At 66.2% G+C, this 12,075-nt stretch carries 11 protein-coding genes; 8 read left to right on the forward strand and 3 right to left on the reverse strand.

The window, feature by feature from the left end; all coding sequences use genetic code 11:
- Positions 1–191 precede the first annotated feature (191 nt).
- Positions 192–479, forward strand: coding sequence for a hypothetical protein (locus tag C507_RS0103505; RefSeq protein WP_018698273.1), 288 nt, complete (start codon positions 192–194; stop codon positions 477–479).
- 47 nt (positions 480–526) lie between these two features.
- Here the strand turns inward: C507_RS0103505 and C507_RS0103510 are convergent, their stop codons facing one another.
- Complete coding sequence (locus C507_RS0103510) at positions 527–1,633, reverse strand: alpha/beta hydrolase (RefSeq protein ID WP_018698274.1); 1,107 nt, start codon at positions 1,631–1,633, stop codon at positions 527–529.
- A gap of 118 nt (positions 1,634–1,751) precedes the next feature.
- On the opposite strand from C507_RS0103510, the gene C507_RS20245 reads away from it, so the two are divergent.
- The 4 genes from C507_RS20245 to C507_RS0103530 all read left to right on the forward strand — a co-directional run bounded on the left by C507_RS20245 (position 1,752) and on the right by C507_RS0103530 (position 7,293).
- Complete coding sequence (locus C507_RS20245) at positions 1,752–3,431, forward strand: alpha/beta hydrolase (protein ID WP_018698275.1); 1,680 nt, start codon at positions 1,752–1,754, stop codon at positions 3,429–3,431.
- Complete coding sequence (locus tag C507_RS0103520; protein ID WP_018698276.1) at positions 3,421–4,326, forward strand: dienelactone hydrolase family protein; 906 nt, start codon at positions 3,421–3,423, stop codon at positions 4,324–4,326. Before C507_RS20245 ends, C507_RS0103520 begins: the two co-directional genes overlap by 11 nt.
- A 390-nt stretch (positions 4,327–4,716) precedes the next feature.
- On the forward strand, positions 4,717–6,192 hold the full coding sequence (gntH, locus tag C507_RS0103525; RefSeq protein WP_018698277.1) for a guanitoxin biosynthesis MBL fold metallo-hydrolase GntH: 1,476 nt from the start codon (positions 4,717–4,719) through the stop codon (positions 6,190–6,192).
- Positions 6,193–7,293: a CobW family GTP-binding protein gene (locus C507_RS0103530; protein WP_018698278.1), complete on the forward strand. Its 1,101-nt coding sequence runs from the start codon at positions 6,193–6,195 to the stop codon at positions 7,291–7,293. It abuts the gene before it with no gap.
- 10 nt (positions 7,294–7,303) lie between these two features.
- Here the strand turns inward: C507_RS0103530 and C507_RS0103535 are convergent, their stop codons facing one another.
- Both C507_RS0103535 and C507_RS0103540 read right to left on the reverse strand, forming a co-directional pair.
- Positions 7,304–8,158, reverse strand: coding sequence for a universal stress protein (locus C507_RS0103535; RefSeq protein ID WP_018698279.1), 855 nt, complete (start codon positions 8,156–8,158; stop codon positions 7,304–7,306).
- 237 nt (positions 8,159–8,395) lie between these two features.
- A complete protein-coding gene (locus C507_RS0103540) occupies positions 8,396–9,880 on the reverse strand; it encodes a SulP family inorganic anion transporter (RefSeq protein WP_018698280.1) in 1,485 nt (494 codons plus the stop codon).
- Between the two features lie 281 nt (positions 9,881–10,161).
- On the opposite strand from C507_RS0103540, the gene C507_RS0103545 reads away from it, so the two are divergent.
- The 3 genes from C507_RS0103545 (at position 10,162) to C507_RS0103555 (ending at position 12,018) form a co-directional block, all read left to right on the forward strand.
- Positions 10,162–10,689, forward strand: coding sequence for a DUF6790 family protein (locus C507_RS0103545; protein WP_018698281.1), 528 nt, complete (start codon positions 10,162–10,164; stop codon positions 10,687–10,689).
- A gap of 231 nt (positions 10,690–10,920) precedes the next feature.
- Positions 10,921–11,196, forward strand: a complete 276-nt coding sequence (locus tag C507_RS0103550; RefSeq protein ID WP_018698282.1) for a hypothetical protein — start codon at positions 10,921–10,923, stop codon at positions 11,194–11,196.
- A 288-nt stretch (positions 11,197–11,484) separates the two neighbouring features.
- Positions 11,485–12,018 (forward strand): hypothetical protein, encoded by a 534-nt coding sequence (locus C507_RS0103555; protein ID WP_018698283.1) that lies wholly within the window; start codon positions 11,485–11,487, stop codon positions 12,016–12,018.
- Positions 12,019–12,075: the final 57 nt, after the last annotated feature.

The following is a 12,075-nucleotide window of genomic DNA, read 5'->3' on the forward strand; positions in this document are numbered from 1 at the left end:
GAACGGCTTATCCATCCCCCACCGGAGGCCGGAATCCCTAAGGCTGTGACATTTCTGGTAAAATCGCCCCAAAGTCGCATTGGCGTTTTCGCAGCCCTGCCGTTGTGCGTGTCAAAAGGCTCGACGCAGACGCGACGGCCGTACTAGGCAAGGAAAAGCCGACCGACCCTCCCCAGATCACAGGACGCCCGATGTTCCGCACCCTCGCCCTCGTAACTACGACCCTTGCCTTGTCGTGCGCCGCCGCCGGCGCTCAGGACGCCGCGAAGGAGGCTCCCGTCGATCCGGCCCTCATCAACCAGCAGGAGCAGTCGCAGGGCCTTCCCTCCATCGCCGAAGAGGCAGCCGAATCCGGCGCGGCGACCTCGGGTCCCGACGGCGAGGAGCGGATGATGGACGAGATGGAGAGCGCGGAGAACCAGGACGGCTGCACGCCCGACGACGACCCCGCGGTCTGCGACGGCGAACTCCTCGACTGAGCCTGCGCGACCGACCGGCGCCCCAAGGGACGCCCGCCGGCGGTCGCTCAGTTCGCCGGCGGCTTGCCGGTCTCGATCAGGTCCAGGATGATCGGATATGTGAGATCCGGGTCCGCACCCGGCTCCAGCGGGTCGATCAGCTCGTGGCCAAGGCCGTGGCTGGCATCGAACACGTAGGAGACCAGCGGCACGCCCGCCTCGTCCCATGTGTCCGCAATGGCGTCGGTGGTGGAGTTTGAAACCGCCGTGTCCGCCTCGTTGGTGACCACGACGACCTCCCCGGCCGCCGCCTTTGCCTCCTTCGCCTGCCGCCAGGTGCCGTAGCCGAGGCGCATGATCTCGCCTGTGGCCCGGGTCGACTGGCGCTTGTAGGCGTGCGGCATCACGTCTTCGGCGTTCTCGCGCGCCACCGGATCCTTCCAGATCGACATGTTGGGCATCAGCAGCATCGCGCGCATCAGCACGCGGTTGAGCCCCGGCCCGAACCCGTGCAGTCCGAAGAAGGGTGCCAACAGCACCGAACGGTCCACGTCGGCGCGGTTCTGCGCCACCCAGCCGGCAATGGTGCCACCGGCGGAGATGCCGACGAAGGTCACCTCCTCGCCGAAGCCGGTGGCCATGTCGACGGCCTCGTCGCCGAAGCGGGCGAGATTGTCGGCCGTCATGAAGCGCAGCGCATCGGTTGCCCGATCGGCAAAGCCGTTTTCCGGCATCCGCAGCACCAGGACCGTGTGGCCGCGCTGGTGCAGGATCGGCGCGAAATCGACGAAGGCCTGCGGGCAGCTCGACACCCCGTGGACCAGCACGACGACACTGTCGGTGCGCTCGCCGTGATCGAGGAGCTGCGGCTCGCAGAGCGGGTTGAGCGGCTGCGGCGGGTTGGCCTTCATGGCGTCGAAGCGCGCCCTCGCCTCCTCGTAGGTGGTGGTGGGGTCAGGGGACGAGCCCAACCCCGACGTGCCGACCGGCCAGGCCACCAGCGCCACCGCGCCGGCGGCGAACAGCACCACCCAGGCCAGCGCCGCGCGCCTGAGCCCCAGCACCAGCGCCGACAGCGCGAACACGATCGCGAAAACGACCAGCACGAAGCCGATCCCGATCACGGCCCGCCCCATCACGGTCGTCGGCGCGAACCATTCCATCACGGCATTCATCGATCATTCCCCCGGACCCATGAAACGCGCTACCACGGTCGCGCGGGCGCGCCGGCCACTCCTTCGGCGACCGCGCGAACCTCTACTGGTTTCCTGCGACGAGAGAAAGGATGCGGCAATGGCGAACGGGGCGCTGGGGGCAACCGCGACCACTCCACCGGCCGGCGGCGGCCCTCCAAGCCGTGCCGCCCGGCTTGCCGGCCTGGTGTCGCCGAGCGGCGTCTGCCTCGGTCTGCTCCTGTTCGCGGCGTCTCTGACGCCATCGCTGATTCCCCGCAACGCCCTCATGCAGGGGCTGCTCGGCGGCGCCTCCTTCGCGATCGGCTACGGCATCGCGGTGGCGCTGGTCGGGTTGTGGGGCTGGCTGGGCCTGCGCCGGCACGGCGGGCGAACCGTTGCCATCGGCGTGGTCGCGATCGGCCTTGCGGCGGCCGTCTTCTCGCTGTTCCGGGCGCGGCACTGGCAGGATTCCATCCGCGTCCTGATGGACATGCCGAAACTGGAGACCGCGCACTCCTTCAAGGTGCTTGCGCTCGCCATCGCCATGGCGGCGCTGCTGTTCTTGGTGGCCTGGCTGTTTCGGCTCCTGGCACGGTTCGTCCTGCGCCGGACACGGCCTTTCGTGCCGGAGCGGGTCGCCGTCCTCACGGCCCTCGTCGTGGCGCTTTCGCTCTTCGCGATGCTGATCGATGGCGTGCTGGTTCGCTACACCCTGACGGTCCTGGACGCCTCCTTCGCCGAGCTCGATGGCCTGATTGAACCGGATACGGCCGAGCCGGCCGCCGACTGGAAGACGGGCAGCGCCGCCTCGCTGGTCCGCTGGGAAAATCTCGGCCGCGACGGACGCCGCTTCGTCGACCGCCTGCCCCTGCAGCCTGCCATCGCCGAGTTCTGGGGCGGCGAGGCGACGCAACCGCTGCGCATCTATGTCGGCCTCAACGCCGCCGACGATGCACAGGCCCGCGCAGACCTGGCGCTTCAGGAGATGCTCCGGGTCGGCGCCTTCGATCGAGAGGTGATCGCCGTTGCCATCCCCACCGGCACCGGCTTCATGGACCAGGCGGCGATCGAGACGCTGGAATATCTCCATCGCGGCAACGTGGCGACCGTGGCGGTCCAGTACTCCTACCTTCAGAGCCCGTTTTCACTGATCTTCGAGCCCGGCTATGGCGCGGACACCGCCCGCCAGCTCCTGCGCGCCGTCTACGATCACTGGACAACGCTGCCTGCCGACGACCGTCCGGACCTCTACCTCCAGGGACTGAGCCTCGGCGCGCTCAGCTCCGAGCGCTCGCTCCGTCTGCACGAGATCATCGGCGACCCGTTGCAGGGCGCCCTGTGGAGCGGTCCGCCCTTCCCCAGCCCCATCCACACATGGGCCACGGCGGAGCGTAACGAGGGCACGCCGGAGTGGCTGCCGGTCTTCGAGGACAGCTCGCTGATCCGTTTCATGATCGAGCCGGAGATCCCGCAGCCGGACACGCCCTGGGGCCCCTTGCGCATCGTCTATCTGCAGCACGCCAGCGACCCGATCGTGTTCTTCTCCACCGACATGCTGTGGCGCGTGCCGGACTGGATGAAGGCGCCGCGCGGACCCGATGTATCGCCGATGATGCGCTGGGTTCCGGTGGTCACGGCATTGCAGGTGGCCGCCGACATGGCGCTCTCCAACGACGTGCCGCTCGGCCATGGCCATCAGTATTCGCCGCAGAGCTACATCGATGCCTGGGTGGCCGTGACGGCGCCTGACGTGAGTGACGCCGACATCGCCCGCCTGAAGGCCCGCTATGACCGCTGACAGGGCGCAGCGCCGGCGCCGGCTGAAGCGCTGGGTCATCGCCGGCGCCGTGGTGGCGGTGCTCCTCGTCGCCGGCGTGGTCTTCAACACGGTCGGCAACTATCGCGGCTGGACCGTGAAGCGGGTAAACCCGGAAGCGCTTTCGGACTTGCTTTCGCCCGACTACCGGGTGATGCGGCCAGAGGGTGACGGGCCGTTTCCGACCGCCCTCCTCTTCTCCGGGTGCGACGGACCTCACGACAACATGGTGCGCTGGGCCGAGGCTCTCGTGGCAGACGGCTGGGCGGCGGTGATCGTCGACAGCCATGCGCCGCGCGGCTTCGACGACCTGGAAGCCTGGCGGCTGGTCTGCATCGGCCAGATTCTCACCGGTGCGGAGCGGGCCGGCGACGTGCTCGTCTCACTGGCGGACGCTCGGGCGATGCCCTTCGTCGACCCGGACCGGATGGCGCTGATCGGCATGTCGCACGGTGGCTGGTCGATCATGGACCTGCTTGCCCTCGAAAGCCGCGACCGGCTGCCGCTCAACCTCACCCGGGCGCCGGGCGTCGACGACGATCCGCCACTCGCCGCCGTGAAGGCCGTCGTTTTGGTCTACCCCTGGTGCGGCCCCACCAATCGCGCCGCCGACGACGGCTGGACGCACGACGCGCCCGTCCTGTTCGTATTGGCCGACGACGACATGATCGCCCCGGCGGCGGACTGTCGTGCGGTGGCGGCAACGCTCGAGGAGATGGGCCGGTCGGTGGAGATCGAGAGCTTCGCCGGCGTCACCCACGGCTTCGACCAGCAGGCCCGCGCGGTTCCGAGCACCCTCGTCTTCGACGCGGCGGCTACGGCGCAGGCTCTCAGGCGTGCCATCGACTTCCTCGACACGGCGACCGCTGCCCGTTGACGGCCCACTGTGCATTCATACAGCCACGCCAAGCACCCAAACATTTTCAACCGCAGCCCACGCAAGCCGTTGTCACCGAATTGCGCCCTTTCGCACATGACGCCTGCCCGACCTTCGAATTTCAGGGTCCCGACTTAGGTAAAATCTGCCCCGGACAGGCCACAAAATGACAAATCACAACGGCTATGCCGGCCTGCAATCTTTGATACACCTCTCCGGATTGTAATTTTGTTCGCCTTCCATTTGCCTGACGGCCAGATACTATGCTCCGCATCTGCCAAGGGGGGCAGCCAATACGGCCGTCGACAAGCTCGGCACCGCGACCCAATCGGCCGCATGCATGACCGACATGTTCGCGGTTACCGGTCACGTCAGATGGGGGGAACATGAATGTCCGATGAAAACAACACGGCAGGGGCCTCGCCGGAGGCGTCCGGGACCGGCGCGCACAGCCGCCGCGATTTCATGAAGGTCGGCGCCGCCGGTGCGGCCGCGCTCGGTGTGTCCGCGACCGGCGCTTCGGCTGCGGAGACGACCGCCACGTCCGCGAGCGCCGCGACGGAGCCCGCGGTGACCAACCCCTACGGCCCGAGCCCTGGCGGCGGCATCAGCCTGCCCGACTATTTCAAGCCGTGGCCGGCCATCAAGAACAACAACTTCTACATGCCCGGCACGGAGACGCTGCCGAAGAACGAGATGCGCATCTCGTTCCTGGGCTCCACGCCGTGGCCGCCGACGCAGCTCCAGTCCGGAACCTCGATCCTGGTGGAGCTCGGCACCGGCGAGGACCAGCCTCGGCGCTTCTTCTTCGACATGGGCAACGGCAGCATCCGCAACGCCATCGCCATGCAGGTGCCGGCGCCGCTGATCAACGACATCTTCCTTACCCACCTGCACGCCGACCACTACGCCGACCTGCCCTACATGTATCCGTTCCGGGCCTTCTCCGGCGGCTTCACCCCGCTGCGGGTCTATGGTCCCTCGGGCCGCACGCCGGAGCTCGGCATCAAGCACATGGTCAAGCACATGCGCGAGATGAACCGCTGGCACGAGGAGAACTTCAACGCCTGCCCGATCGGCGACGGGTTCGAGATCGACGTCACCGAGTTCGACTGGAAGCAGGAGAACGGCATCGTCTACGACCAGGACGGCGTGAAAGTCCGCTCCTGGCCGCGCTCGCACGTGAAGGACGGCGCCGTCGCCTACCGGCTCGACTGGGAGGACGCGGGCCTGTCTTTCGTCTTCACCGGTGACGGACGCCCGGACGAGTTGTCGGCGAAATACGGCAAGGGCGCCGACGTTTTCGTGTCGGAAGGCACCATCGACGTGCCGAAACTCTCCGCCATGAAGCTCGGCGCACCCGCCGAACTCTGGGAATACACGATCGATATCTTCCACACGATGTATTACGCGGCCGGCTACCTCTTCAAGCAGACCCAGCCGCGCATGGCCGCCATCTGCCACTACGAATATGCCGGCGAGGCGCTGGAGGCGGAATCGGTGGCCGAGGTGCGCGCCAACTGGGACGGACTGTTCATGTTCGGCGGTCCGGACGTCCAGGTCGTCAACGTGTCCAAGGACGCGATCTGGTCGCGCGAGGCGAACCTGCCGAAAGGGGCTGCGCCGGCCGCCATGGACCCGCGCTGGTTCCTCAAGCCGGGTGAGGCGCTTCCGGAAACCATCTCGCTGCCGACGCCGCGCCTGCCCCGCGAGGAGCAGCAGGAGCAGTTCGTCCGCGACCTCGAGATCGACCCGCACAAATACTACCCGCCGGACGTCTATCGGAAGCCGGTGCAGACCTGGCCGGGCGTGACGCTGAACCCGCGCGAGATGCTGGCCGCGCGCGGCATCAAGGTCGACGACTAGGTGGCGGGCCAACAGACGGGCGGCGTTCCGCCCGGCTCGCCGGACCGGGGCGCGTCGCGCCCGGACCCGGCGGCCATCCTCGCACCGGCACCGCGCACCGGGCCGATCGCGGTCCCGGGCCGCGGTCCCGTTCCCGTCACGCTGCTCACCGGGTTCCTCGGCGCCGGCAAGACGACCCTTCTCAACCGGATCCTGTCCGGCGATCACGGCCTGCGCGTCGGCGTGCTGGTCAACGATTTTGGCGCCATCAACATCGACGCGGCGCTGGTCGATTCCGTCGAGGAGAACACGATCAGCCTGACCAACGGCTGCGTGTGCTGCGAGATCCGCGACGATCTGGTCCTCTCGATGGAGGACCTGCTCACCCGCGCCGATGCGGTCGACTACGTGCTGGTGGAGGCGAGCGGCGTGTCGGATCCCGCCGGGATCGTCATGACCTTTCTCGACAAGCGCTACGAGAAGCTCTTGCGGCTCGACAGCGTCACCTGCCTCGTCGACGCGGAGGCGGTGTTCGCCCATGGCGACGACGTGGAACTGAACACGCTCAAGATGCGCCAGATCGCCTTCGCCGACATGGTCGTCCTCAACAAGGTGGACCTCGTCGGGCCGGACCATATCGCGGTCATCCACGAGTGGATCGGCGCCTATCTGCAGCGCATTCGCATCGTCGAGGCCTGCCACGGCGATGTGCCGCTGGAGATCCTGCTGGCAGTCGGCCGCTTCGATCCCGTGTCGGTGGTCTCGCAATTGCCGAGCGACGCACCGACCAACGACCATGCGCATCACCATCATGCGGATGGCGGCCGGATGTTCGAGACCTGGAGCTACGAGAGCGAGCGGCCCTTCTCGCTCGCGGCGCTGGAAGAAGCGGTTCGCAGCCAGCTGCCGGCCGCGGTCTATCGCTGCAAGGGCATTATCCACGTCGCCGATGCACCCGACCGGCGATACGCGCTGCAGGCCGTCGGGCGGCGCACCGAGATCACCGACATCGGGCCACGGAGCGAGGACGTGCCGGCCTCCCGCATCGTCGCCATCGGGTCTGACATCGATCCCGATGCCCTGACGCGACTGTTCGAGAGCTGCCTGTCCGCGCCGGCCTGAGCCCGGCCGGTCAGCGGAACAGCATCACCGGGATCTTGCAGGAGCGCACCATTTCGGTGGTCGTCGAGCCGATGACGAGGTTTCGGATGCGCGAGTGGCCATAGGCGCCCATGACGAGCAGGCCGATCTTCTCGTCGCGCACGATCTCGGAGATCACCGTATCGGGCTGGCCCGGCACAACGTCGGCGGAGACCGTGTAGCCCGCGCCTTCCAGAAGCGCCTTCGCGCCCTCCACCTGGCGGCGGTTGTCGGTGGTGTCGTGGCCGACCATCAGCAAGCGGCATTCCAGCCCGGCGAACAGCTGAGACCGCGCGATGTGGTCCACCGCCTTCATGCTGGAGACGCCACCGTCGTAGGCGACCAGGAAACGCTCGATCGGCGTGAAGGCGCGCGAGGCGACGAAGACCGGCTTGGCGCTCGAGCGCACGATCCGTTCCAGGTTGGAGCCAAGATGCGAGGCCGCGAAATCCGCGGCCTCCCCGCGCTTGCCGATGACGATCAGGTCCGCGTCGCCCTCGCTCTCCGCCACCGTCTCCACGATGTCGCCGATGCGCAGCTTGGCGGTGACGGCCGCTACGCCGGCCTTTTCCAGCAGCGCCTTGGCATCTTCCAGAATGGCCCGGCCACGCTTCTGGGAGAGCTTGGCGCGCTGCTCGTCGAGGGCGGACAGCTCCTCAAGCAGCGCCGTGCGCGCACCCAGCGAGATCGAGCCGGACAGGTCCTGCGGGGCACTCGAGGTCTCCCGCCGGCCCAGAACGTGCAGGACCTCAACCGAGCCCCCCGTACGCCCGGCGATCCAGGCGACATGGTCGCAGACGCTCTGCGAGTAGATCGACCCGTCGACCAGTGCCACGAGCTTCGTCATCGTTCACTCCCCACCGCGTCTCGCGGCATCTCTGTCCCGAATGCCTTCCCGGCAGTTTGGACATTGCAACCGGTTCTGGCAAAGCCACCGGACAGGCCGGTTCCCGCTTTTGCTGGTATCGGCTTCCTGTCCCGCGAAGCCGGACGGAAAACCGCAAGTGCACTTTTCCTGGCTTCGTCGGCTCCAACATCGCGAAGCCGGACGGAAAACCGCAAGAGCACTTTTCCTGGCTTCGCTCTAATGCCCCATCACGCTGTCCATCGCGCCGGGCTTGTCGTGCACCGCGAGCCGGTCGACGATGGTCTCGCTGGCCGCATTCAGGCCCACGATCTCCACATCGGCGCCGTCCCGGCGGAACTTCAGGACGATCATGTCGAGGGCCGCGACGCTGGAGATGTCCCAGATGTGCGCCCGGCTGACGTCGATGGTCACCTTTTCCAGCGCCTCCTTGAAGTCGAAGGCGGCAGCGAACTCATCGGCCGAGGCGAAGAACACCTGGCCCTCCACCACATAGGTGCGGTGCGCGCCGTCGTCGCTGAGCGTGGAGGTCACCCGCAGGAACTGCGCGATCTTCCAGGCGAAGAAGATGCCGGAGAGAAGCACGCCCACAAGCACGCCAATGGCGAGATTGTGGGTCAGCACAACGCAGGCCACCGTCGACAGCATGACGATGGACGACGAGCGCGGGTGCGAGCGCAGATTCTTGATGGACGACCAGGAGAAGGTGCCGATCGACACCATGATCATGACGGCAACCAGCGCCGCCATCGGAATCTGCTTCACCCATTCGCCGAGCACGACGATCAGGAACAGCAGGAACACGCCCGCCACGAAGGTGGACAGCCGCCCCCGGCCGCCGGACTTCACGTTGATCATCGACTGGCCGATCATCGCGCAGCCCGCCATGCCGCCGATGAAGCCGGTGCAGAAATTGGCGACACCCTGGCCCACGCACTCGCGGTTCTTGTCGCTCGGCGTGTCGGTGAGCTCGTCGACGATGGCCGCCGTCATCAGCGATTCCAGCAAGCCCACCGCTGCGATCGCAGCCGCGTAGGGCAGGATGATCAGGAGCGTCTCGAGCGTCAGCGGCACCTGCGGCAAGAGGAAGATCGGCAGCGTGGACGGCAGTTCGCCCATGTCGCCCACCGTCCGCAGATCGAAGCCGAAGCCGATGGACACGGCGGTCAGCACCAGGATGCAGATCAGCGGCGACGGGATCGCCGTGGTCAGGCGCGGGAACAGGTAGATGATCGCCAGGCCGACCGCCACCATCACGTAGGTGAGCGACGGCACGCCGATCAGTTCCGGCAGCTGAGCGATGAAAATCAGGATCGCCAATGCGTTGACGAAGCCCGTCATCACCGATCGCGACACGAACCGCATCACGTTGCCGAGCCGCAGCACCCCGGCCGCCACCTGCAGCACACCGGCGAGGATCGTGGTGGCGAAGAGATATTGCAGGCCGTGATCGCGCACCAGCGTGACCATCAGAACCGCTGTCGCGGCCGTTGCCGCGGAGATCATGCCCGGGCGCCCGCCGACGATCGCCGTGATCACCGCGATGGAGAAGGAGGCGTAGAGGCCCACCTGCGGATCGACGCCGGCAATGATGGAAAAGGCGATGGCCTCGGGGATGAGGGCGAGCGCAACGACGATACCGGAGAGGACGTCGCCGCGCACGTTGCCGACCCAGTCGGCGCGATAGGCATGAAAAGAGGTCATGGCATTCCGAGCGGATGGGCCGCCGCCCTGCCGCTACGGAGCGCTGGGGGAGACCATCGGATGAAGGGGTCTCCGATGCGGCGCCGCGCAACGCTGCCTTCGCCGGAGAACGATGGACCGGGTTTACGGTTATCGATGCTGCGACGCAACATCCCCGTGTGGGACGCTCCCATGCGCACCTGCTGCCGACGTGCCCCGATGCACCGCCAAATTCACGACCGCGCACCTGAAATCTGCGCTAGAATTCGGGCGCCAACACATCCGGAACGGGGGGACCGTCCATGCAGGCAACCATCATCTTCCTTATCTCGAATTTCACGCTCACGTGTCTGGTGCTGGGGCTGATCGCCTCGGCCATCGCCATTTCACGGGCGCCCGAGGTGACCCGGTCGGTGGTGATCGAGAAGCTGTTTGCCTACTTCCTGCTGTTCTCCATCTTCGTGTCCTTCTTCTACAATGCCGTCATGCACGTCGTTTTCGGGGATACGGCTGCCCGGTTCATCGGCTGGGCGCAGAGCCCATTCCAGGCGGAGGTGGGATTTGCATCGCTCGGCTTCGCCATTGTCGGTCTGCTGGCTTTCTTCGGCGATCGGGGATTGCGGATCGCGGCGATCACCGGTCCCGCGTTCTTCCTGTGGGGCGCCGCCGGCGGTCACACCTACCAGATGATCACGGCTCACAACTTTGCGCCCGGCAACGCCGGCATCATCTTCTGGACGGATGTGTTTCTCCCGATAATCGGCTTTGCGTTCCTTTGGCTTCAGCGCTCGGACACACGGATCGAGCGACGTCGCACGCGCCCCGCATGACCTCGTCTCGCCGCGATTTCAAATAGATCACAGCAAAACTTGTAGCGCGCACCAACACGCTGGGGACGCGCGTATTGGATTCGTTGTCAGCCCATGAGATAATTGGGAACAATAATATTGCCGCCAAAATGGAGTAAATTCCACTTCGTTTGGCAGCGACAAGGCTTGTGTGCGCGAGATGACCGGCTATCAAGGTCGGCGGGGACGACGCATGCAAGTAGGGAGATTGCGATGCGCCTTGTCGTAGCCGCCGGCGTAGCCTGCCTGTTCGTCGGCATAACGTTCATTCTGAATGATCTGATCACGCACTGGTGGGGTCAGACCGCCGGCGTCGACGCGCCTGCCGCCCGTATTCCTGTCGAGGGAATAGCGCTGGCGGTCTTGGGGCTCGTTGTCGCCCTGCTCGGAGAACGCTTGAAGACACGGCGGCCGGTCGCAGCCCGCGACAAGTCTCCCAAGGCCGAAAAGGTCGTGCTTTACGAGCACGGGCCCGACAGGCCCTACTGAGCGGTCGAAGCGCCTTGTCGGGACGGAACCCTCGCCCGCCCGACACGAACTCCAGATAATTTTATCTTTCTCGCACCGGTTTCGGTCATCCGCCAGACGAAGCCGCAAAGCCCCGGTTTTCCGGGCCTTTTGCTTTTGTGACGTACGTCACGTTTTTGCGATTGCGGCTGGATTCCCCCCGACTGCCCCCCATCTCTCAAGGAACGGTTCGACAACCGGTGCGTTGTCAGCCCCAAGAGGAAAGCATCCTTGACGTAAACGACCGTCGAGAGCTTGGAGTACCGTAGGATGAAGCGCAACAACGACACCATCGTCGTCGCCACTGTGTTGACCGGGGCTGTACTGTTTACTGCTCCGCTGGCCATCGCGGAATCGTTCCGCGCGGATCGCCGCGAGGCGCCCGCTGCGACGATGACGCAGCCTGTCAGCCAGTCCGTCCGTATCGGATCCATTTCGCACGCCGGAAACGACGGTTACGTGATTGCGCTTCTGGACGAGGCTGGCCAGAAGCTCGGCGAAACCAGCATTCGTCCGAACGAAACGGTTCTTTTCCGCGATGGCCCGGCGGTCTCGGCCAGGCCGGACGCTGGCGGCGACCGGATCGCCAAGACCAGCGACCGGATCGAGGGTGGAGCGCCGCAGGATGTTGCGCTCAAGCGCGACGAGGTGAGCGACCCGGTCGTAACTTTCGAGGTGTATCAGCCGCGCGCGGCCCAGCACATCGACCAGCCGTCCGACAATGTTCTTCATCTCGCCCGGTTCGGCGAGGAGGTCCACACCCAGGCGCGCGCTGCGCTGGAGAAGGCCCTCAACTGGATCTGACCTGACTGTACCTGACTATCCAAGCAAACCCTTCGAGGCGGTGCGCAAAGCACCGCC

The organism is Amorphus coralli DSM 19760, assembly GCF_000374525.1.
Taxonomy (GTDB): domain Bacteria; phylum Pseudomonadota; class Alphaproteobacteria; order Rhizobiales; family Amorphaceae; genus Amorphus; species Amorphus coralli.